Raw genomic sequence first — 22508 nt, forward strand, 5'->3', positions numbered from 1 at the left:
GGCTATGAAGAAAAAACAAATCATAACAGTCCTGTTGCTGACCGGTGTAATAGCTTGTTTGGGCTCCTGCCGCAAGTACCTTAGCGTGGAGCATTACTTTGATGACCGCCAGAGTGAGGAGCGTATCTTCAACAGCAAAGACTATACCGAGCGGTGGCTCGCCAATGCCTATAACGCATTACTGAATAATAACCTCGAAATGGGGAACACAGGTAATAACATTACCAATTATTCGGATGATATGTACTTTAACGAATCCGGCGGCGGCAATGGTGACCGGTACCGGCGGTTCAAATTCGGGGAGTACGACTATACCTGGCTGCAGTCCTGGTCGCAATCGTATGGCGGTATCCGCCAGGCATCGGTAATGATTAACAGTATGGCCGATGGCGGCACATTTACTGCAAATGAGGTAGCGGATTATAAGGCGCAGGCGCGGTTTGTACGGGCTTACCTGTACTGGCTGCTGTTACGCAAGTATGGCCCCGTGCCTATTATGCCTGATAAAGGAGTAAACTATGATGATAGCTATGATAACCTGTCCTATCCCCGCAACACGTATGATGAAGTGGCAAATTATATTGCCGATGAAATGGCAGTGGCAGCGAAGGACCTCCCATTAAAACGCGACAACCGCAATATTGCCCGTCCTACACGTGGTGCGGCGCTGGCTACCCGTGCCAAAGCGCTGCTCTTTGCGGCCAGCCCGCTGGCAAACGGCAATGCAGAAATGGCGGATTTTACCAATGACAAGGGCGAAGCATTGATCTCCCAGCAATACAACGAGGGAAAATGGGCTAAAGCGGCAGCGGCCTGTAAGGATGTTATGGACCTGGGCACCTACAAACTGTACACCGCTGCACTTAAAACCCGGGGAACTACGGATTATCCGGCCACCATTGTTCCTCCCTACCATCCCGATTATTCCGAAAAAAATTTTCCTGATGGCTGGGCCGATATTGATCCTTTTGAATCCTACAGGTCCCTGTTCAACGGAGAACTCTATGCTTCTGAAAATCCCGAAATGATATTTACCAGGGGCGATAACCAGATAAGTTCCGAAGGGGGCGTTATGGCGTTAGCAAGACTTCAGATGCCCAAGACGGGGGGCGGTTACAATTCTCACGGTCTTACCCTGAAGCAGAGCGATGCCTATTCCATGAACGACGGAACGCCTTTTGACCGGCAGGAAATACGGAACAAATACGGCGCTGACATGTTTGTACAGGCCGGCGAAGTAGATGATTTTAAACCCCTGCTGGTAAATGTATGGAAAGAGTTTGCCAACCGCGAACCGCGTTTTTATGCTTCAGTTGCTTTTAGCGGAGCGCTTTGGACCATGTCCAGCGCGGTGAATAACCTGCCGACTGTTACCAACCAGCAGATCTTTTATTACCGCGGCGAATTTAATGGCTATATAAACGGTGATACCTGGCTGCCTACCGGTATCGGTATTATGAAATTTGTGAATCCCAAAGACAATAACAGCGGCAATGGAGGCAAGATTTTCCCTAAAGTGGATCTTGCTATTCGCTACGCAGACATCCTGCTTATGTATGCCGAGGCACTCAACGAGCTGGGCAGCTCCTACAACATTCCTTCATGGAACGGTGGTACCACCCACGCTATATCCCGGAACATCGATGAAATGAAAAAGGCAATCGGGCAGGTACGCATCCGTGCAGGTGTACCCAACCACGATAATTCCGTATATGCCAGCAAAGAGGAACTGCGTAAAAAAATAAAGCGCGAGCGGCAGGTGGAGCTGCTGGGTGAAAACCAGCGCTACTACGACCTGCGGCGCTGGAAAGATGCGCCGGTGGATGAAGCGGAGCAGATATACGGCTTTAATACTTTTATGACCAAGGATCAGGCCACCCTTTTTTATACCCCGATACGCGTACCGCTTTTGCAGACCACGTTTTCAAAGAAAATGTATTTCTGGCCCATTGACTGGGATGAGCTGAAGAAAAACAAACGTCTGACCCAGGCACCGGGCTGGCCGTCATTTGATTAATTTAAAAACGGTTTGATTTTGTTATAAAAGATGCGCTGCCGGCCAGACGGGCAGCAGATCATAAAAAATAAACGAATGAAAAGTTTACGTACATATATCATGATAGCGGTATTGGGCCTTGTGTTCGGCGCCTGTAATAATGAGTGGAAAGATGAGCTTTATATACAGATGATTTCTTTTAAAGCCCGGTTGAACAGCGAGGGCGTCTCCCCGGTATACCTGAGGTATAACAAAAACGGGGAAGTGATCTATAACCTGCCTGTGATCATAAGCGGGTCGCAGCCCAGTCACCAGGATATAAATGTTAAAATAGGGGTGGATAATGATACGCTTGGTATTTACAACCGGGAAAAATTCCAGCACCGCACCGATCTGTATTTCAAGCAGCTGCCCGGCCAGTTTTTTGAACTGACCTCGCCTACCTGTTTTATTCCCAAAGGATCGAGTACGGTCAACTACCCGGTAAAATTTAAATTTGACAACCTGGACCTGGTGGAACGGTATGTGCTGCCGCTTACCATAATAGATGATCCTTCCTATATTTCCAACTACCGCAAGGGCTGGCGGAAAGCGTTGCTGAACGTGATACCATTTAACGATTATTCCGGTAATTACTCGGCTACTTCAATGAACGTATATCTGGACGGCCAAACCACGAATCCGCTGGTTTCAAGCACCCGCACCTCATGGGTGGTAGATGAAAAATCGGTATTTTTTTATGCGGGTGTAACCGAAGAGAAATCAGAAGCAAGGGGCGAGTATAAAATTGTGATGGAATTTTTAGAACCGGTTACAGAGTCGAATGGCGATAAGGTAGGCGCCTTAAATGTATATGCGACCAACGATGCGATCCATTTTGAAATGCTGGGCCAGCCCACCTACAAGATTACACAAACGGTAGACCCTACCAAGAAATATCTGGTGAAGCAATATTGCACCGTAAACCTGCGGTATAAATATGATGATATTACCACCATGCCTGGGATACCGGTGCGGTACAGGGCTGAGGGAACGATGACCATGGAGCGGCAACGGAATATATTGATACCGGATGAAGATCAGGCAATTGATTGGTAAGGGCGGATGTTAAACTAAAATCCAGAAAAAATACATAAATGAAACGATCAATAATAATGGTATATGTGCTTGGTTGTTTAGTACTATCGAACGCCTGCCAGAAAACAAAAGAACCTTATTACGACCCCATTCCCGAAAAGCCCCAGGAGCCGGAAGCGCCTAAAGGGGAGTGGTCGGATTTTACCCTGGACAGCACGTTCAGCAATCCGGTGATGCCGGGCGGCCCCGATCCCTGGGTGGTACAAAAAAACGGCACCTACTACTATACATACACGCAGGGGAGTAAACTGGTGATCCTGGAAACTAAAAATTTATCGGAGCTGGCATCAGCGCGCAGGTATGAGGTATGGACGCCGCCTGCCGGAACGTCGTACTCAAAAAATATCTGGGCCCCCGAGCTGCATGAGATCGACGGCAAATGGTATTTTTACTTTGCAGCCGATGACGGCGACAACGCCAATCACCGCATGTATGTGCTGGAGAATACTTCGGCAACTCCGGTGGAAGGCAATTGGGAATTTAAGGGAAAACTGTCTGATCCGACCGATATGTGGGCCATCGATGGTACGCTGCTCAATTACCAGGGCCAACGATACATGATTTGGTCCGGAGGAAATGCCGGTGCGGCACCACAGAATATCTATATTGCAAAAATGAGCAATCCCTGGACAATTGCCGGAGAAAAAGTAATGATTTCAACTCCCGATTTTGCATGGGAAAAAAACGGCAACCCCATCAATGAAGGACCACAGGTACTCATCAACCCGCAGGGGCGCGTATACCTCATATATTCGGGTAGCGGTTACTGGTCGGACGGCTATTGCCTCGGACAGCTTACATTGCAGGAGGATGGTGATCCCATGAACCCGGGGGACTGGTCAAAAAAAGTACACCCTGTTTTTTCCATGAGATCCGAAGGCGGTGTTTTCGGACCGGGACATAACGGCTTTTTCAAATCGCCCGACGGTAAAGAAGACTGGATCATCTACCATGCGCGTTCGGTTGCCAATCAGGGTGCTTCCGGCGGGCGCAGCCCGCGCATACAGCGGTTTACCTGGAACCCGGACGGATCGCCCAATTTTGGTCTTCCCACAAGTATGACAACGCTGCAAAAGCGGCCATCCGGAGAGCCGTGGCGCTATATCCATTCCAAGGCCAAGTGGTCTATTGCCGGCGTCAGCTCGGAAGAACCCGTTAACGGCCGCCTCGCACCTTCTATTATCGACAATAACCTGACCACGATATGGATCACCCGCTATTCTGCGGATCCGACGGATTACCCCGATCACTGGGTAACCGTGGATATGGGAGAAACCGCTGCCGTGGACGGGTTTATCATTTCGCAGAAAGACGGGGACCGCAAAATAAAAGAACTGGAGCTGCTCGTTAGCAATGACAACAACGACTGGGAAAGCCTGGGGCTGTTTACGCTTAATGATGTTAACCTGCTGCGGCAGTTTATTGATCTGCCGCAACGCAAACAATTCCGCTACTTCAAGCTGGTTCCAAAATCCGGCTACGACAGTCAGAAACAGCCGGGCCTGGCAGAAGTGTCAACCTTCAGGTTTAAAGATTAATGAGTTTATATGAAAAGGAGGACGTTTTTAAAAGGTGCAGGCTTGTTGACCGGTAGCGCCCTGGTTGGTGATGTGGATGTTTTTGCCGGCAATCGGAGGGCTGTTATAAAAATAGGCATTATCGGCTGTGGCGACAGGGGCAGGGGGATGATGCACGTCATCCAGGGACTAAAGGATCAGTTCCGCATTACAGCAATATGTGATATACTTGATTTCCGGCTGGAGGGTGCCCGCAGCCTGTTAAAGACCGGCACATTCCGGGCATATAAAAATTACCGGGAACTGCTGGAAGATAACAATGTGGACGCAGTAGTAATAGCTGTGCCGCTTTATCTGCACTATCCGGTTGCGGCAGACAGTTTACAGGCAGGCAAACACCTGTACCTCGAAAAAACGATGACCTTTGATATGTCCCAGGCGTTGCAGCTTGTGGAATTAGCTAAACAGCGGCCCCGGCAGGTGGTGCAAATCGGCCACCAGTACCGCTATTCGCCGCTTTACTACAAAGTAAAAGAGATGATCGGTAAAGGAGTACTGGGCAGGGTAAACCAGATAGACTGCCGGTGGGACAGGAACGGAAACTGGCGCCGGCCGGTGCCTGATCCCTCTTTGGAGCGTCAGATCAACTGGCGGATGTACAAAGCATATTCCGGTGGATTGGTGGCGGAACTCCTGTCGCATCAGATCGATTTTATTAACTGGGCTTTCGATACGCATCCCAGCTCTGTTCAGGCAGCGGGCGGCATTGATATTTTTAAAGACGGCCGTGAAACCTTTGATAATGTGCAGGTGATGTTCCGCTATCCGGAGGAAGGGATCATCGGTAATTTTGGAGCAACCTGTGGTAACGCTTCTGATGGGTACCTGTTTAAGATAAAGGGGACCCAAGGCACTATTTCTTTATTAACCGACCGGGGCGTTTTTCTGCCGGAAAAAAATGCTGTTTCCAAAAACGAAGTGGTGGATGGGGTAACAGGCGCTTCAAAAATTGCATGGAATAAAGAAGGGGGGACACCCATTTTGCCGGCACCTACAAAGGATGGTACCTGGTATGCATTAATGGATTTTTACAAGGCCGTAAGCTCCGGGAAATTACCGGACTCCAATGTTTATACGGGAGCAAAAACAGCTATATGCGTGCACCTGGCGAACCAGGCCTTATACAATCAGGAAGTAATACACTGGGGTAAAGATGCCGATGCCGTCTTATTGAAAACCGGCGCTTAACGAAAATAAAAGTGCCTTCACCGGGGCAGCGCATTTTTTGACACCATTCAGGCCTTATCAAAAAGCACAGGACCGCACAAACAGAGAATGATAGGCGGAAATGATTAATAGGTATTGCCTGTTGTTGCAGGCAATCTTTTTTTGAATACCCACCGGCTTTTAAGGAAATAAACCAATGTTTGCAAGGCCTTCTTTCATTCTTACAAACCAAGATGCAGCATTAATTGTATGAACCTTCAGAACCCGAGCGTCAGGATTGTAAAGAGAGCGGGAATAATTCTGTTTTCATCCGTGGAGATCAATGAACGGCATTGCAAATGGCCCCGGGAGTGGCTGCCTGACAAATTTCAGCGGCGGAAGGAGTGATCCGTCTTACCTGTTTTACATGGTGCTGTGCTGTAATGATGCTGCCTCTTTAAGATACTTCTGAAGATCATGGTTCAAGCCAATCCCCGGCATGGATAAAAAGCTGAAGTGGCCACGCAGGAAAGTTGCTTGCTATACGCCCCTGTTTCCAACACAGGTATAGCCGAAATTATTCTTATGACAATATACAGGAGGAGAGGGTTATGTCTTATTAAGTAACGGAAAATAATAAATTATAAAAAAATATATGTAATATATACTTGCTTTTTATAATTAAAAAATGAATAAAAATATTATATTTACTATATTATTTTATATTTTATATGAATTTTATAGATATTTAATCTTGAAAAATATATATTATATATAAATATAAATTAACTTTCGCTGCCATTATTTTTAAATAAAATGCTTTATAATGCAAATTTTAAAAGTAAGTAAGCGCAGCATTTCCGGCAAACCAGGATGTCTGTTTAACAACGGGCAGTGCGCCGGTTCCGGTTATTCACGGCAAAAACGGCGGTTGGTCCGATACGGTTCTCCTTTAAAAACTGCAGCCCTCTTTTATTCACCAACCGTTGAATGCAATAAATTATGACCCCGCTTACCAAACTGAATATCTTTTCCGTGAAAGGTGTGCAAATGCGCACGTTCCATATCACCTGGTTTACGTTCTTTATCTGCTTTTTTGGATGGTTCGGGCTGGCCCCGCTAATGCCTACCATTAAGGAAGATCTGCATTTAACCAAATCGCAGATCGGCAATATTGTTATCGCTTCTGTGTCCGGAACCATTATAGCCCGTCTGGTCATTGGCAAACTTTGTGATACCTGGGGGCCCCGCAAAACTTATACCGCACTATTGCTGCTTGGGGCCATTCCGGTTATGTGCGTGGGCCTGGCAAAAGACTATACTTCCTTCCTGCTGTTCCGTCTGGCGATCAGCATTATAGGCGCTTCTTTTGTGATCACCCAGTTTCATACTTCCGTTATGTTTGCTCCTAATATCAAGGGCACTGCCAATGCCGTGGCAGGTGGCTGGGGCAATCTCGGCGGCGGGGTAACCAATATGGTGATGCCGCTGGTATTTGCGGTCATTGTGGGTTTGGGCTATACCAAACAGGAAGCCTGGCGTTATGCTATGATCCTGCCCGGCGTTCTGATGCTGATCGCGGCATTTTTGTATTATCGTTTTACCAGTGATACCCCGGCGGGTAACTATGATGAAATGCAGCGGGGGCAGCCGGTGCCGCGTAGTAAAACTGACTACAGCGCGTTAAAAGACGGGCGTATCTGGGCACTCAGCCTGGCTTATGCGATGGGCTTTGGGATGGAGATCACTTTTGATAATGTAGCGGCACTTCATTTTACGCAGCATTTTAACCTGAGTCAGTCTGCAGCCGGCTTCTGGGCGGGTATATTTGGCATGATGAACCTTTTTGCCCGGGCCCTGGGTGGCCTTTTTGCGGATAGAATAGGCCGTAAGTACGGCATGAGAGGAAAGGGCCTTTTTTTAGCTGCGATGCTGTTTCTTGAGGGGATAGGGCTTGTGTTATTTGCCAAAGCTGGTTCACTGCCCCTGGCCATCCTTTCGATGATTGGTTTTGCCCTTTTTCTGAAAATGGTGAACGGCGCTACTTATGCCATGACGCCTTTTATCAATGTAAAAAATGTTGGCCTGATCAGCGGCATTGTGGGTGCAGGAGGCAATGTCGGCGGTATGTTGTTCGGCTTCCTGTTCAAAAGCAAAACCATCAGTTATACGGCAGCATTCAGCTATATCGGGTTTATGGTCGTAGCAGCATCGTTCATTATTCTGTTTACGCGTTTTGCCAAGCAGAAAACGGCTGAATCCGCTGCCACCAATTTAAATCCTGTTGTTTCATAAGTCCGGGTTTGCTATGCGTCCTCCCATCAATATTCCTAAAAATAATACGAGTACCTGTTGCTACTGCGGCGTGGGATGTGGCATTGTGATGCATAAGGATAAGCTGGGGCGGTTGCAGGTGGAGGGAGACAAAGATTATCCGGTGAATAAAGGCTTGCTTTGCAGCAAGGGGATGAACCTCCAGTATACGGTAAATGATTACAGCGACCGGTTATTATATCCGGAAATACGATACAATCGCGGCCATCAGCGGCAGCGGGTTTCCTGGGATACGGCCCTGGAGCGCACCGCTGCGGTATTTAAGACTCTTATCCATAAATACGGACCGGACTCGGTAGGGTTTTATGCATCCGGTCAGTGTCTGACAGAAGAGTATTACATTGTAAACAAACTGGTAAAAGGGTATATCGGCAGTAATAATATCGATACAAATTCCCGTTTGTGTATGAGCAGCGCGGTAGCAGGATATAAAATGAGCCTGGGAGAAGACAGTGTACCGGTGAGCTATGAAGATTTGGAGCTGGCCGATGTTATTTTTGTAGCAGGTGCTAATCCCGCGTGGTGTCATCCCGTTTTATGGCGGAGAGTGGAAGCTGCAAAACAAAAGAACCCCGGACTCAGGATCATTGTCAGTGATCCCCGGCAAACGCAAACCTGTTCTATTGCTGACGTACATTTGCAGCTCAATCCCGGAACGGATATTGTGCTGCATCACGCCCTTGGGAGGGCACTGATTGAAAAAGAATACATCGATCAGGGGTTTGTCTGTAACCATACGGAGGGATACGAACGGTATCGCGAGCAGGTCTTTTCAAGGACCATAGCCGAAGCGGCGCAGATCTGCGGCATCGAACAAGAGGCGATCCGCCAGGTAGCCGATCATATCGGTAACGCCCGCGGGTTCATGTCGATGTGGACAATGGGGCTCAATCAGAGCGTGGTGGGTGTGAACAAGAATCTGTCGCTTATCAATCTCCACCTTATCACCGGACATATCGGTAAATCCGGCTCCGGCCCTTTGTCTCTTACCGGACAGCCCAATGCCATGGGAGGGCGCGAAGTGGGTGGATTGAGTAACCTGCTGCCTGCCCACCGTGACCTGCTCAATGCGCAGCACCGGCGGGAGGTAGAAGATTTCTGGGATATTCCGCCCGGATTTATTTCCGGAAAACCCGGTCTTACTGCTACAGAAATGTTTGATGCACTTGAAGACGGGCGCCTGAAAGCGATCTGGATCCTTTGTACCAATCCCCTCGTTAGTTTGCCGGATGCACGCAGGGCGGAGGCCGCATTGAAAAAGGCGAAGTTTGTGGTAGTACAGGAGATCAGTAATAAACCGGAGGTACTGCAATATGCAGATGTTGTTTTTCCAGCCGCAGCCTGGGCAGAGAAGGAAGGTACCATGACGAATGCAGAACGGCGCATCAGTTATCTGAACAAGATCATGGAAGCACCGGGCGAGGCCCTGCCCGATGCTATGATACTTTGCCGGTTCGCGCGTAAAATGGGATTTTCCGGTTTTGATTTTGACAATGCAGCTGCTATCTTCGATGAGCATGTTGCGCTCACTGCCGGAACACATATCGATATCAGCGCCTTGAATTATGAGCTGCTGAAAGAGCGTCGCAGTGTGCAATGGCCCTTTACTGCGGTACATGCAGCGGCGGCCGGAAAACAAGGCACCCCGCGGCTTTTTGAAGACCGCAGATTTTATACAACCTCCCGGCGTGCAGTGATCCATTCGTTCCCGGATGACAACCGGTCGGAAATGCCATCAGCAAACTATCCGCTTATCCTTACCACCGGCCGTGTTCGCGATCAATGGCATACCATGAGCAAAACAGGAAAGGTGAACAAGCTGAAACAGCATATTTCCGAATCGTTTCTGGAAATACATCCCGAAGATGCAGCACAGCGTGGCATAGAAGAAGATGACCTGGTATGCATAATCAGCCGGCGCGGTGATGTGCGCGTAAAGGCACGCTTATCCGGTGCGATCAAAAAAGGGGTTGTTTTTTTGCCAATGCATTGGGGCAAAATACGGGGCAAAGACAACAACAGGGCCAATAACCTTACAAATAACCTGGTAGATCCGAAAAGCAAAGAACCCGATTTTAAATTTTCGGCGGTAGAAGTATACCGTTACCGGAAGCCAAAGCAAAAGATCATTGTCATCGGTGCAGGTGCAGGCGCCTGCGGTTTTGTAAAAAGTTACCGCCAGTTCAACACCGGAGATGATATTGAGGTGTTCAGCAAAGAAGATCATCCCTTCTACAACCGCGTATTGCTTCCCGATTATATTACCGGTGCGCTTCAATGGAACAACCTGGTTAAAATGACCGGTAAAGAGGAAGAAGCGCATCGCGTTAAACTACACCGGGGGACAGGTATTGCGGCCATCGACCGGGAAGCCAAAACGGTCACCGACAATAACGGGCAGCTGCATCGCTACGATATACTTATCCTGGCTACCGGGAGCCGTGCGGCATTGCTGAAAGATGCTCCCGCTATGAAAGGTATTTTTACCATGCGCAGCAGAACGGATGCCGATGCATTTAAGGATCATATAAATCCTTCCGGGGGAAAAGTGATCATTGTGGGGGGTGGTCTGTTGGGTGTAGAACTGGCGGCCGCTCTTCGCGAAGCAGCTGCGGAGGTAATCCTGCTGCATCGTTCCTCCCGTTTAATGGACCGCCAGCTGGATGCCCTGGGAAGCCAGTTGCTGCAGGAAGAGCTTGCCGACAAGGGTGTTGAACTGTATTTCAATGACGAGATAGAGCGCTTTACCGGCAGTAATACCCTCTCAGGGGTCCGTTTAAAAAGCGGGCGTTCCATTTCATGCCAGGCCATTGTATTCGCTATCGGCACACAGCCTAATATTGAGCTGGCCAGGGCATGCGGACTTTTATGCAGCAGGGGTGTTATCGTGGATGATTATTTGCAGACCAATGACCCGGACATTTTTGCCATTGGTGAAATAGCCGAATTTAAAGGAATGCTTTACGGCATTACCGCAGCTGCCGAGCAGCAGGCGGAAACAGTGGCAAGGTATCTCAACGGGGATATCGCAAAATATTATTCCGGCTCGCTGCTGATGAATATCCTGAAAATGCACGGAACCGATCTGTGCTCACTGGGGATGGTGGAATGCCCGGATGATCCGGCTTATGAGGAAGTGGTGTTTATTGATAAGGCAAAACGTTATTATAAAAAATGCATTATTCATAATGACCGCCTGGTGGGGGCCATTCTAATTGGCGATAAGAACGAGTTTTTGGAATACCGCTCTTTGATTGAAAGTAAAACGGAGCTTAGCGAAAAACGGTTGCAGCTGTTAAGATCCGGAAAGTTGCAGGACCCTGTGCTTGGTAAACTGGTTTGCAGCTGCAATAATGTAGGCGAAGGCAATCTGGTGAATAAGATTAAAGAGGGGTGTAAAGAGCATCTCCAGCTTTGTCAGCTTACGGGTGCAGGCATGGGCTGCGGCAGTTGCCGGCCGGAGGTAAAACAAATACTGGAAAAGACGATCAACATTAAAAAAGAACAGCCGGTATTGCCAGCTCCCCAGCTTATATGAGCGCATCAGCTACTATAAAAATTAATTTTCGCGGTGGTATCATTTCGCCGGGTGATCTGTATGAGATCCTCTCTGTTGCCGGGAGGGCGGGCATCGGGCAGGTACGCTTCGGGCTGCGCCAGCAACTCCTGATCAGCGGTTCCAAAAAGCAGATCACCATGCTTGCGGATCAATTGAGCAGTACCGGTTTTATTTATGAAGTTGACCGGGACGATTTTCCGAATATTATCAGTTCCTATCCTGCGGAAGATATTTTTATTTCCCAAACCTGGCTGAGCGAAGGGGTGTACAAAGATATTTTTGATGAGATGGATCATGTTCCGCGGCTCAAGGTGAACATCTGCGACAGCAATCAGAGTTTTACCCCGTCATTAACGGGTAACATCAACTGGGTGGCCGCCGCAGCTTCCCCGCATTTCTGGCATTTGTTTGTCCGGTTCCCCAAAACAAATATCGTGTACGAATGGGATGAGCTGGTCTATACCAATGATATTGCGGCATTGTCGAAAGAGCTGGAGGAGCAGATTCTAAACAACGGAGGGTTGTTTTACGATCAGCCCAACGCCAGTGGGGAAGCACTTTTTGACCGGATAAAAAAAGAAGCGTATATCACCAGAAAAAGCGATCATCCGGCCTTATTGCCGCAGTTTAACCTGCCTTATTATGAAGGGTTGCACCGGCATAATAATAAATACTGGCTGGGCGTGTACCGCCGGGATGAATTATTCCCGATCCTTTTCTTAAAGGACCTGTGCCGGATCTGCCTGGAGACAAAAGTTGGCCAGCTTTGCGCCACGCCCTGGAAAACGATCATTGTAAAAGGTATTGAAGAAAAGGATAAACACTGCTGGACAGGCTTATTGAATGTGCACGCGTTGAATATGCGTCATGCTGCCAATGAATTGAATTTTCAGGTTGAGGACAACAACCCGGCTGCCACAAGATTAAAACAATATCTTGTAAAAGAGCTGAATGATCGCGATACCCGCACTTTCGGACTTTGCATCGGGATCAAAACCAGGAATAAGAGCGAGGTATTCAGCAGCATACTGGTGAAACGCAGGCCGGTCCTTTCGGTGAAAGGAAAAGCCCTGTTTTATCTTTTTGATATTCTTTGCGCACATGAGTATAATCCTAACAAGCGGACAGGGTTTGTGTTCAGCCGTAACCGGCCGAAATTCCTGTTGGGAAGGGCATTGCGTGTTTCGGTTTTAAATTTCTACAAAAGCAACAGGAGTAATCATATGCTGTCTCATCCCCCGGATGTGATAAAAGAGGTGTATGAACAAAAAGAAGAGTGGGTATATCAGTGTAAAAACTGTCTTACCGTATGTGATGTCCCATGCAGCGCGACCGGGGACGGAAATGTTGCCGCAACTGTTGAAGCATTGCCAGAGGCCTTTGTCTGTCCGTTGTGCGAATCGGGCCCATCGGATTTTACTTTGGTCAGCAAACTGGCATTGGGGTTACAGGTTGTTTAGTTCTGTGTATATGTTGAAATTCCGGAAACAGGATTTCTGGTCTTCCCGGATGGGGATTGCGGAGGTGTTTAATTGTTCCAGCACGTATTTCAGACTGAACTTAGGGAGCTCATTTTTTTGTGCCTTGTTCAGTATCCGGCCCAGGGCCGGTGCAGTGTAAATGCTGCAAAGCGGTTCCGGTGCGCCGGAATTAGTAAAAATAAATGCATCGGCTTTTTGTGGATCAAAAGCCTGATAAAGTTCTTTGAGTAATGAAGGGTCTATCAGAGGCATATCGCAAGCCAGCACAAAAAGGTCATGGTCCGGGTAACGAAGATGTGCGCTCAGCAGGCCCAGCAGCGGCCCTTTTACAGGAAGGTGGCTATCGTCCGTAATTAAGATCCCCGGCTCAAATAGCCGGGCATATGCCGGCTGTTGCCGGGTATTTACAGATATGCGAACGGGTAGCTGCACTACTTCAAATTTGGCGGCGGCAGTCTTTGCCCATGTCTGGGCTTTTAGTTGCAGCAGTCCTTTATCGCTGCCCATGCGCGTGCTTTTGCCGCCGCATAAAACAATTCCGAGCATTTAAACCTGATTTTATTGGTGTATGAATCAAATTTAATACAAGATGACCAAAGAGCCGCACTTGTACAGGTGAAAGAAAAACCTGCAAAATAATACCGGCCACTCGTGTAAATACATTTAAGAACCGACAAATAAAAAGCATGCTTACTGATCAATATAACCGGGTGCATAATTACCTGCGTATTTCCCTGACGGATCATTGTAATTTCCGTTGTGTGTATTGCATGCCCGACGGGTATGATGGTTTTGTGCCGGCACAGAATATCATGCAGACCGGCGAAGTGATTCATCTGGCACAGCTCTTTGTGCAGCTGGGTGTTAACAAAGTGCGGCTTACCGGTGGTGAGCCGCTGGTGCGGAAAGATGCGGGCCTGATCATTCAGGCACTGGGAGATTTGCCGGCTACGCTTACACTCACCACGAATGGTGTTTTGCTGGATCATTTTGCGGATACGTTGCCGCAGGCAGGTGTTACATCGCTGAACATCAGCCTGGATACACTGGATGCCGACAAATTCCGGATGATCACGCGCAGGAACGTCTTTGACCGGGTGATGAGTAATATACGGCTGATGCTGCACAGGGGCATGAAGGTGAAAATAAATGTGGTGATCATTAAGGGGATGAATGACGGGGAGATAAATGATTTTGTGGCATGGACGAAAGATGAACCGGTGCAGGTACGTTTTATCGAATTCATGCCTTTTGACGGGAACCGCTGGAGCGGGGATAAGGTATTTACCTCTAAAGAGATCCTGGGTACTGTTGCAAAGCAGTTCGTATTTGATAAAATACCCCGCGCGAAACATGAGACGGCCGAAACTTACCAGGTGTCAGGACATATGGGCAGTTTTTCGGTAATTACCACGATGAGTGCACCGTTCTGCGGAGATTGCAACCGCATACGGCTGACAGCGGATGGAAAGTTGAAAAATTGTTTATTCTCACAATCCGAAACGGATCTTTTAACGCCTTTGCGCAATGGGGAGGCCATTGTGCCGCTCATTGAACAAACCATTTATAAGAAAGCAAAGGCATTAGGCGGGCAGTTTGATGATTTTCACCAGTTAAAAACGGAAACATTACACAACAGAAGCATGATCGCCATAGGCGGATAAATTTTTACTATGATCTCTGTTAATGAAGCAAAGAATACGATTCATCTGAACACGACGCGCCTGCCTCCGGTCACAGTCGATCTTAAAGACGCTTCCGGGAAGGTATTGGGGGAAACACTCTATGCATCCGTGAACAGTCCCGGCTTTCCTCAAGCTGCTATGGACGGATATGCGTTCGCTTACCGGGATCTGAATGAAGAAGGGTTGACGGTTATTGCTACGCTGCAGGCCGGAAGCGGTGGAGGCCTGGTATTGCAACAGGGGCAGGCATCGCGGATTTTTACAGGTGCCGCTGTTCCAAAAGGGGCCGACACCGTTGTGGCACAGGAAAAAACAATAAGGAGCGCGAACCGGTTAAGGATTGAAGATCTGCAGTTAAAGCCGGGAGCTAATATCAGACTCTTGGGTGCTGAAATACAATCCGGACAGCCGGTTCTGGAAAAAGGAGTGTTGCTTACACCTGCTGCTACCGGTTTTCTGGCAACCGCAGGATGTCATAAAATACCGGTATATCCCGACCCGGCTGTTATCATTATCGCTACAGGAAAAGAGCTTTGTCCGCCGGGGCAGCCGTTAAAGCCGGGGCAGGTTTATGAATCCAATAGTTATGCGTTGACGGCAGCGTTGCTGGCAGCAGGCATCAGGAGTGTGGTGGTACGGTTTGCTGATGACACGCTGGATGAGGTGACTGCGCTGCTCCGTGCTGCGCTGGCTGCAGGTGACCTGGTGCTGCTGACCGGAGGAGTAAGCGTGGGCGATTTTGATTTTGTACTGAGGGCTGCTGAAAGCTGTAACGTTATCACGCTGTTTCATAAAGTAAAACAGCGCCCGGGAAAGCCGTTGTTCTTTGGTAAAAAAGAAGAGCGGCTTGTGTTCGGCCTGCCGGGTAATCCCGCTGCGGCACTAACCTGTTTTTATGAGTACGTACTGCCGGCGATCGCCGGCCAGACAGGCCGGCCCTTATCGTTAAACAGTATCCGGGTGCCTGCAACGGAACGCATTTGCAAATCACACCCGTTTACTCAGTTTTTAAAAGGATATTATAACGGCCATACTGTGTTGTCCCTGGAGGCACAGGAATCTTATAGGATGCGTTCTTTTGCAACAGCTAACTGTCTTATTGTGTTGGGAGCCGACCAGTATGAATGTGAAAAAGGTGAGCCGGTGGAGATTCATTTATTGCCCTCGTGAACGGGGCTATAGTATAAATTGAAAATTATATGCATACGGAATATTTTTACTTTTTGCTTTTTGGTATAGCGTTCTTATATGCCTCAGTGGGACATGGCGGCGCCAGCGGCTACCTGGCATTGATGGCAATTTCGGGGGCTGCACCTGAAACAATGAAACCAACTGCCTTGATATTGAATCTTTTTGTATCGCTTACTTCCTTCATACAATATTACCGGGGAGGCCATTTCAGATGGAAGCTGTTCCTGCCTTTTATCCTTACGTCGTTTCCGCTGGCCTTCCTGGGAGGGAGGATCACCATCGATGCAGGTATGTATAAGCGTATACTGGGAATATTGCTGGTCGTATCAGTGATCCGGTTCCTTTGTTTCAGCAATGTGCAGATAACAGCACAAAAAAGGGCCAGCACACCGTTAGCGCTGCTGATCGGCGCAGCCATAGGTTTTTTCTCCGGACTGATCGGCATCGGCGGCGGTATCCTGCTTTCGCCATTATTGTTATTACTACGATGGGCCGATATGAAGCAGGCAGCGGCGGTCAGCGCCTTGTTTATTTTCGTGAACTCCGTTTCGGGGCTGGCGGGGCAAATGACCATCGGCCTGCCTGTTACGCCGGCTCTGTACGGATATATTGCAGCGGCCCTTGCTGGAGGGCTTTGCGGCGCCTATTTTGGCGCTCTTAAATTCGGTCAGGCCACTTTAAAATATATTTTGTCGGCCGCATTGACGGTAGCGGCACTTAAACTCGTGTTTGTATAAGCAACAGGTTATGAAATATTATTTGCTGTTTATTCTTTTTTGTGCAGGGCTGCTCTGCAGCGCGCAGGGCCGGATCGTCCCGACGGATAGGATAATCGTATCGGGTGATATACAACAATCGCAGGTGCTGGCCCTGGCAGATTTGAAAAAATATCCGCTCTCTTTTGTTGACAGTATCCCCGTGTACAATCATTTAATGGTTCGTAAATCCGTATTGTACAAGGTTGCAGGTGTTCCTCTTAAAAGGATCCTGAGTACAATGATGATCACCAGCCCTTCCCCGAAGGAACTGAGCCGGTATTATATTGTTTGTGTGGCTTCAGACGGGTACTCTGTTGTGTTCTCCTGGAACGAGCTCTTCAATACAGCAACCGGTGATCAGGTGCTGCTCATTATTCGCCACGATGGACAGGATCCCGAACGGCTGAATGACCGGATCGCATTGATCTCTCCGTCGGACCGAGCTTCAGGAAGACGCTATGTTAAAGGGCTTAAAAAGATCATTATTAAACATATATAACCAATGGCCATACAGTTGCTTTTTTTTGGTCCGCTTTCTGAAATCGCCGGCGCAACGGATCGGATGGACTTTGTGCCGGATACAGATACACTGAAAGAAAAATTATATATCGTGTATCCTGCATTGAAAAAGTTTAAATATGTTATTGCCGTTAACAAAAAAATTATTCGGGATAATGCTACCCTGCAGGATGGAAGCATTGTAGCATTACTGCCGCCGTATTCAGGAGGATAAACATGTCAGGGAATAATGTATACGAACGGTATCAGCGTCAGCTGATCTTAAAAGGTTTTGGGGAAAAAGCCCAGCAACGGCTGTGTGATGCACGTGTGCTGGTGGTGGGGGGCGGAGGGCTCGGATGCCCTGTGCTGCAATACCTGTGTGCTGCAGGCGCGGGTTGCATAGGTATTGTGGACGACGATGTTGTTTCCCTGTCTAATCTGCACCGGCAGGTGTTGTATGGCTTTGAGGATATTGGAAAATCTAAAGCGATCTGTGCTGCGGAACGGCTGAAAAAATTAAACCCGCTGATTCACGTGATACCGTTTGAAGAGCGGTTAACGGCGCTGAACACACTCGATATATTCAGCCGATTTGATATTGTTATTGATGGCTCCGATAATTTTGAGACCCGGTATCTTGTAAATGATGCCTGCGTGTTGTTGGATAAACCTCTTATCTATGGTGCCGTATCGGAGTATGAAGGTCAGATGGCGGTCTGGAATGTCCCTGTCTCCGGCGGCACGCGCAGCGCCAATTACCGCGACCTCTTTCCCGAACCGCCGGATGCTTTTGCCGTTCCGAATTGCAACGAGGCCGGTGTATTGGGCGTTCTTCCGGCAATGATCGGATGTATGATGGCCGGGGAAGCGATAAAATGGATAACGGGTATCGGTGTTTTATCGGTGAACTGTATATTGAATTATCAGTTCCTCAGTCAACAGTTTCATGAAATAGCAATAGAGCCGCTGCAGGCACCCCGGAACCTGGTACCCCGGGATGCGGCTGCTTTTCAGCAACGGCATTACGAAGCTACCTGTCCCGCTCTGCAGGAAATAACGCCTTTCGAGTTTGATCAGCTTTTAGCGACAGAAAATGTACAGGTGATCGATGTAAGGGAACCCGGCGAAACGCCGGTAGTCACCGCGTTTCAATACCAGTCCGTACCGGTCTCCCGCATTAACAAGGTAATGATACGGGAAGCAGGTGAAGTTGTCGTGTTTTGTCAATCGGGTCAGCGCAGCACCGCGGCTGTCGGTCTGCTCAAAAGGAAATTTGGGACAGCCTGCCGGATCAGAAGCCTGAAAGGAGGTATCCTGGCCTGGCTTCAGGAACCGGAAAATAATATCAATGGATAGACATATTGTTAAAAATATTTTCACAGAAGGGGCCATCCCGGCATCTTTTATTGGCGAAAGCATCCGGAAACACAGCACCCGGAAGAATATCGGCGCGCACGGTATTTTTCTGGGACAGGTGAGAAGTGATGCGGTCGGGCAGAAAACAGTGACCGGTATTGAATATACCGCTTACGAAGAACTGGCTTTAAATACCATTCACGTGATCAGGGAAGATCTTTTTAAGAAATACGATCTTATCTGTATGCATGTCTGCCACAGCCTGGGCTATGTGGCCGCAGGCGAAATCTGTTTATTTGTTTTTACATCTTCAAAGCACCGCGCACCGGCTATTGCGGCCTGTAATGAAATGGTGGAACGTATCAAGAAGGAACTTCCTGTATGGGGAAAAGAATGGTTCGGGGATGAGACACATCAGTGGAAGCAAAATCAATAATCAAATGATCGATATTATTCAAAAATCCGGTACGTTCAGAAAAGCAGTTGCCATTGCAATACTTACTGTCTCCGGTGAGGAAACCATCCGGGCGATCCGGAACAGGGCAGTTCCGAAAGGGGATGTATTTGAATTTTCCCGCGCAGCGGGATTACTGGCCATAAAAAAGACCAGTGACGTCATTCCAGATTGCCATCCTTTGCCCGTAGAATTCGCGGCGATAGGTTACCGGATCTCAGGACTGGATATTCATATACAGGTGGAGGTGCACACCATCTATAAAACCGGCGTAGAAGTAGAGGCCATGCACGGGGCTTCAATTACGGCATTGACGATGTACGATATGCTGAAGCCCATCGACAAAGCAATTAGTATCAGCTCAATCCGGCTTGAAGAAAAAAGGGGGGGTAAAACTGACTTTGCCGATACTGCCGGCGAAACGATCCGAACGGCAGTAATCGTTTGCTCCGATTCTGTATTTGCTGGTAAAAAAGAGGACCGCAGCGGGAAAGTAATCGTGGAAAAATTGAAGCAGTGGAAGACCGGCCTGGTTGACTATGAGATCATCCCGGATGATTTTGATCACATACAGGAATGCGCGAAAAATTATACCGGCAACGGATACCGGTTGATCTTGTTTACAGGAGGTACAGGACTTTCACCAAGAGATGTAACGCCCGAAGCCATCGCCCCGCTGTTGACAAGATCCATCCCCGGCATAATGGAGGCGGCCCGTAGCTACGGTCAGCAACGTACTCCTTATGCCATGCTTTCACGGGGGATTGCCGGATTTATCGGTAATACGCTGGTACTAACGCTTCCCGGCTCTGCCAGAGGAGCTGCAGAAACCATGGATGCTTTATTTCCGCAGGTGCTGCATCTTTTCAAGGTAGCAGAAGGCGTCCGGCACGACCCATGATTGAGGGTTGTATCGCAGCGCCAGGGCCCGGGATAATTGCGGCATTCTGAGGGATCTGTTCTTTATTGGTCCAGCTGTAACTTCGTGGTTTCTTTATTTAATGCATATGTTTTCCCATTCCAGATGAAGGAGCCGGAGGTACCGGGAGGAATAGTGATGGTAATGGTCCACTTGTTGCCGGCCAGCTGATAAGAGGCCTTTATTTTTCCTTTGGGATGAGGTATTTCACCGCTTACATGCTTCAAGTCGCCTAAGTGGGGTTGTATTTTTATTTTGTTGAAACCGGGACCGTCACTGTCGATTCCAAGGATCGTCCTGAAGAACTCGATATTGGGACTGCTGCCCCAGGCATGACAGTCGGATCTTGTTGTAGAAAGATCGGATACTTCGGCCCAGGTGGTAAGTCCCATTTTAATATTGTTATACCAAACGTCCAGCCAGTTTAAATAGTCATTCCCCTGCCCGCCTTTCACCAGGGCCATGTGGAGATAGTATTTGAAATAAATGGTGCATTGGGTAAGCGTATCGTTGTGCAACAGTTGATCGCAGATGGACGGGATGTCTTTTTTTTCTGCGATGCCCGTTAGCAGGGCCAGTGCATTCGCGTGTTGCGAAAAATGTTTTTTATCCTTTGTATCTGCGAACAGGCCTTTCCCGGCATCCCAGTACCGGGCTTTAATGGCAGCCGTTAACCGGGCCGCTTTCTGCTGATACAGATCGGCATAGTATTTTGCCCCCAGCTGCGCTTCCATTTCCATCGCCCATTGATAGGCCCATAAAAGCTGCATATCGATGATCGATGAGCTGCCGTCGTGTCCGCGGGGTGGCGCGCCGACAAACCAGTCTTTGCCATTGGCCCAGTCCACAAATGTCCAGTAGGGGGTATTGGTCAGGGATCCGTCCGTACTTTGATATTTTGAGAAGAAATCAAGGATGGCCCTGGTGCCGGCAAGTTTGTTTTTTACAAAAATGCTGTCATCGCGGTAATACCAGTAATCATGCAACATGCCGATGTACCAGAGCGAAAATGTGGAAATGATCTGGGTGCTGTGCGTGGGGTAGCGGCTGAGGGTAACGCCCTCCGGTAAACGGGAATTGTCTATCAGGTTGAGCGCGTGACGTGCCAGGCGGTCATCCCCGCTGTAATAATAAGATACCATTGCCTGTATCCGGGTATCGCCGATATATTGCAGTTGTTCATAATAAGGACAGTCCGTATAAGTATCGTAGGCATTTAAACGGCAGGTTCTCCAGCCAATGTCCAGGAGCTTTTGAAAGTCATTATTGCTGCTGTTGAATGTGGCGTGCTGTTTAAACGGATAGCCGGTAAATAGACCATAAATATCGTTGATCACCAGTGGCTCCGCTTCTGTTCTGACCAGCAATTGTATATAACGGAAGGTTCTGAAATTAAGAGGTGTAAATACTTGCCCGTTGGTACCATTGGAAAGGATACTGTCTTTCCGGCCGGAGAAATCTTTCCCTGTTACTTCGTTGCGGTTACTTTTACGCATGCCGTTCTTCGCGATATTATCGAATAGCGATTCGGCGTAGCTGATGGAAATACCGGCATTTTTCCCTCCGCTGAATATCAGGGTCAGATAAGCATTGGTCAGGAACGACTGGTCAAGCAGGAAAACAGCGGTGCTGTGGGCGGGGATCACCTGGTCGCTTTTGACCGCCGGAAAATTCTTTGAAGCAGTGACTCCCTGGGCGTTCCTTAGTGCCGGGATCCGTTGATAGCTTCTTTCCCGCGCGGGGATATCTGAAGGGATCAGCATCCAGGCAAATCCGTCGGACTGGCCTTTGGGTTTCCCTTCAAAAAGCTCCGCAGCAGCCTCCCATTTATGATCATCGTACTGAATGGTTGTCCAACCGCTGATTATTTTGTTCATATCAACCAGCTGTCCCTTGCTTGCGGCAAAATAGAATCCCGGGACCGGCATAAAAGCAGCGTCCCTGGTACATTTCCAGGTCTTGCCGGTGTTCAGCACCTCTTCGGAGGCGGAGGCACCCTGCAGTATAAAAGCGGTTCTTAGTGTTACCTGGGCTTCAGGCCGGAACTGGGCTTCGTTATACACCATCGCTGCAATGATATTTTTGCCCGCTTTCAGGTAGGGAGAAAGATCCAGGGTCTCATAATACCAGTTGCCCAGATCACCTCTTGCCGGTCCTGCAGAAACCAGCGAATCGTTCACGTATAATTTATACTGGTTGTCGGCCGACAGGTGTACGGTAAAGGAACGGGGTTGCCGATCGAGGGTAATGGTTTTACGGAAATAATAAACACCATACTGCGTACCGTCATCATTCCCGGCTGCGATCCACCGGGCATTCCAGGGACGCTGCGGAGCGGCTACCTGCGCCCGGCCTGCGTTAAAGGCAAATAATAAAAACAGCACTAGGTAAAAGGATCTGTTCGTTATCATACA

Annotated in this window: 17 protein-coding genes; 15 read left to right on the top strand and 2 right to left on the bottom strand. The window is 48.5% G+C overall.

Annotation, left to right across the window (positions count from 1 at the left end):
- Positions 1 to 4: 4 nt before the first annotated feature.
- The 7 genes from K7B07_RS20660 to K7B07_RS20690 all read left to right on the top strand — a co-directional run bounded on the left by K7B07_RS20660 (position 5) and on the right by K7B07_RS20690 (position 13209).
- Entirely contained in the window at positions 5 to 2017 is a 2013-nt protein-coding gene (locus K7B07_RS20660) for a RagB/SusD family nutrient uptake outer membrane protein (RefSeq protein WP_223712437.1), read from the top strand.
- 75 nt (positions 2018 to 2092) lie between these two features.
- Entirely contained in the window at positions 2093 to 3094 is a 1002-nt protein-coding gene (locus K7B07_RS20665) for a DUF4973 domain-containing protein (RefSeq protein ID WP_223712438.1), read from the top strand.
- A gap of 38 nt (positions 3095 to 3132) precedes the next feature.
- Positions 3133 to 4671, top strand: coding sequence for a family 43 glycosylhydrolase (locus tag K7B07_RS20670; protein WP_223712439.1), 1539 nt, complete (start codon positions 3133 to 3135; stop codon positions 4669 to 4671).
- Positions 4672 to 4680: 9 nt separating this feature from the next.
- Positions 4681 to 5898, top strand: coding sequence for a Gfo/Idh/MocA family protein (locus tag K7B07_RS20675; protein WP_223712440.1), 1218 nt, complete (start codon positions 4681 to 4683; stop codon positions 5896 to 5898).
- A 960-nt stretch (positions 5899 to 6858) separates the two neighbouring features.
- Positions 6859 to 8151, top strand: coding sequence for a NarK family nitrate/nitrite MFS transporter (locus tag K7B07_RS20680; protein WP_223712441.1), 1293 nt, complete (start codon positions 6859 to 6861; stop codon positions 8149 to 8151).
- 13 nt (positions 8152 to 8164) lie between these two features.
- Positions 8165 to 11728, top strand: a complete 3564-nt coding sequence (locus K7B07_RS20685) for a nitrate reductase (RefSeq protein ID WP_223712442.1) — start codon at positions 8165 to 8167, stop codon at positions 11726 to 11728.
- Entirely contained in the window at positions 11725 to 13209 is a 1485-nt protein-coding gene (locus tag K7B07_RS20690) for a rubredoxin (RefSeq protein ID WP_223712443.1), read from the top strand. Before K7B07_RS20685 ends, K7B07_RS20690 begins: the two co-directional genes overlap by 4 nt.
- On the opposite strand, the gene mobA is transcribed toward K7B07_RS20690, so the two are convergent.
- Entirely contained in the window at positions 13195 to 13776 is a 582-nt protein-coding gene (gene mobA, locus K7B07_RS20695; RefSeq protein WP_223712444.1) for a molybdenum cofactor guanylyltransferase, read from the bottom strand. The genes K7B07_RS20690 and mobA overlap by 15 nt on opposite strands.
- A 140-nt stretch (positions 13777 to 13916) precedes the next feature.
- On the opposite strand from mobA, the gene moaA reads away from it, so the two are divergent.
- Genes moaA through moaCB form a run of 8 tightly spaced genes read left to right on the top strand, consistent with a single transcriptional unit; the run spans position 13917 to position 20076 of the window.
- Complete coding sequence (gene moaA, locus K7B07_RS20700; RefSeq protein WP_223712445.1) at positions 13917 to 14894, top strand: GTP 3',8-cyclase MoaA; 978 nt, start codon at positions 13917 to 13919, stop codon at positions 14892 to 14894.
- 9 nt (positions 14895 to 14903) lie between these two features.
- Positions 14904 to 16085: a molybdopterin molybdotransferase MoeA gene (locus K7B07_RS20705; protein WP_223712446.1), complete on the top strand. Its 1182-nt coding sequence runs from the start codon at positions 14904 to 14906 to the stop codon at positions 16083 to 16085.
- A 29-nt stretch (positions 16086 to 16114) separates the two neighbouring features.
- Positions 16115 to 16843 (top strand): sulfite exporter TauE/SafE family protein, encoded by a 729-nt coding sequence (locus tag K7B07_RS20710; RefSeq protein WP_223712447.1) that lies wholly within the window; start codon positions 16115 to 16117, stop codon positions 16841 to 16843.
- Between the two features lie 10 nt (positions 16844 to 16853).
- Positions 16854 to 17363 (top strand): molybdopterin-binding protein, encoded by a 510-nt coding sequence (locus K7B07_RS20715; RefSeq protein WP_223712448.1) that lies wholly within the window; start codon positions 16854 to 16856, stop codon positions 17361 to 17363.
- Positions 17364 to 17366: 3 nt separating this feature from the next.
- The gene (locus K7B07_RS20720) at positions 17367 to 17597 is read left to right on the top strand and encodes a MoaD/ThiS family protein (RefSeq protein WP_223712449.1); all 231 of its coding nucleotides are present in this window, start codon (positions 17367 to 17369) and stop codon (positions 17595 to 17597) included.
- A 2-nt stretch (positions 17598 to 17599) separates the two neighbouring features.
- Entirely contained in the window at positions 17600 to 18721 is a 1122-nt protein-coding gene (locus tag K7B07_RS20725; RefSeq protein ID WP_223712450.1) for a HesA/MoeB/ThiF family protein, read from the top strand.
- Positions 18714 to 19157, top strand: coding sequence for a molybdenum cofactor biosynthesis protein MoaE (locus tag K7B07_RS20730; protein WP_223712451.1), 444 nt, complete (start codon positions 18714 to 18716; stop codon positions 19155 to 19157). The genes K7B07_RS20725 and K7B07_RS20730 overlap by 8 nt, the downstream gene beginning before the upstream one ends.
- Before the next feature lie 4 nt (positions 19158 to 19161).
- Positions 19162 to 20076, top strand: a complete 915-nt coding sequence (gene moaCB, locus K7B07_RS20735) for a bifunctional molybdenum cofactor biosynthesis protein MoaC/MoaB (RefSeq protein WP_223712452.1) — start codon at positions 19162 to 19164, stop codon at positions 20074 to 20076.
- Positions 20077 to 20138: 62 nt separating this feature from the next.
- Here moaCB and K7B07_RS20740 read toward each other — a convergent pair whose 3' ends face one another.
- Positions 20139 to 22505, bottom strand: coding sequence for an alpha-L-rhamnosidase-related protein (locus tag K7B07_RS20740; RefSeq protein ID WP_223712453.1), 2367 nt, complete (start codon positions 22503 to 22505; stop codon positions 20139 to 20141).
- Positions 22506 to 22508 lie beyond the last annotated feature (3 nt).

The sequence above is a fragment of the Niabella beijingensis genome (genome assembly GCF_020034665.1).
Taxonomy (GTDB): domain Bacteria; phylum Bacteroidota; class Bacteroidia; order Chitinophagales; family Chitinophagaceae; genus Niabella; species Niabella beijingensis.

What these genes read in the sequence shown, in the direction of transcription:
- K7B07_RS20665 (WP_223712438.1), top strand. Translation starts at nt 2,093, where the DNA reads ATGAAAAGTTTACGTACATATATCATGATAGCGGTATTGGGCCTTGTG.
- K7B07_RS20730 (WP_223712451.1), top strand. Translation starts at nt 18,714, where the DNA reads ATGGATAGACATATTGTTAAAAATATTTTCACAGAAGGGGCCATCCCG.
- K7B07_RS20740 (WP_223712453.1), bottom strand. Translation starts at nt 22,505, where the DNA reads ATGATAACGAACAGATCCTTTTACCTAGTGCTGTTTTTATTATTTGCC.
- mobA (WP_223712444.1), bottom strand. Translation starts at nt 13,776, where the DNA reads ATGCTCGGAATTGTTTTATGCGGCGGCAAAAGCACGCGCATGGGCAGC.
- K7B07_RS20705 (WP_223712446.1), top strand. Translation starts at nt 14,904, where the DNA reads ATGATCTCTGTTAATGAAGCAAAGAATACGATTCATCTGAACACGACG.
- K7B07_RS20670 (WP_223712439.1), top strand. Translation starts at nt 3,133, where the DNA reads ATGAAACGATCAATAATAATGGTATATGTGCTTGGTTGTTTAGTACTA.
- K7B07_RS20690 (WP_223712443.1), top strand. Translation starts at nt 11,725, where the DNA reads ATGAGCGCATCAGCTACTATAAAAATTAATTTTCGCGGTGGTATCATT.
- moaCB (WP_223712452.1), top strand. Translation starts at nt 19,162, where the DNA reads ATGATCGATATTATTCAAAAATCCGGTACGTTCAGAAAAGCAGTTGCC.
- K7B07_RS20660 (WP_223712437.1), top strand. Translation starts at nt 5, where the DNA reads ATGAAGAAAAAACAAATCATAACAGTCCTGTTGCTGACCGGTGTAATA.
- K7B07_RS20720 (WP_223712449.1), top strand. Translation starts at nt 17,367, where the DNA reads ATGGCCATACAGTTGCTTTTTTTTGGTCCGCTTTCTGAAATCGCCGGC.
- K7B07_RS20685 (WP_223712442.1), top strand. Translation starts at nt 8,165, where the DNA reads ATGCGTCCTCCCATCAATATTCCTAAAAATAATACGAGTACCTGTTGC.
- K7B07_RS20675 (WP_223712440.1), top strand. Translation starts at nt 4,681, where the DNA reads ATGAAAAGGAGGACGTTTTTAAAAGGTGCAGGCTTGTTGACCGGTAGC.
- K7B07_RS20725 (WP_223712450.1), top strand. Translation starts at nt 17,600, where the DNA reads ATGTCAGGGAATAATGTATACGAACGGTATCAGCGTCAGCTGATCTTA.
- moaA (WP_223712445.1), top strand. Translation starts at nt 13,917, where the DNA reads ATGCTTACTGATCAATATAACCGGGTGCATAATTACCTGCGTATTTCC.
- K7B07_RS20710 (WP_223712447.1), top strand. Translation starts at nt 16,115, where the DNA reads ATGCATACGGAATATTTTTACTTTTTGCTTTTTGGTATAGCGTTCTTA.
- K7B07_RS20715 (WP_223712448.1), top strand. Translation starts at nt 16,854, where the DNA reads ATGAAATATTATTTGCTGTTTATTCTTTTTTGTGCAGGGCTGCTCTGC.
- K7B07_RS20680 (WP_223712441.1), top strand. Translation starts at nt 6,859, where the DNA reads ATGACCCCGCTTACCAAACTGAATATCTTTTCCGTGAAAGGTGTGCAA.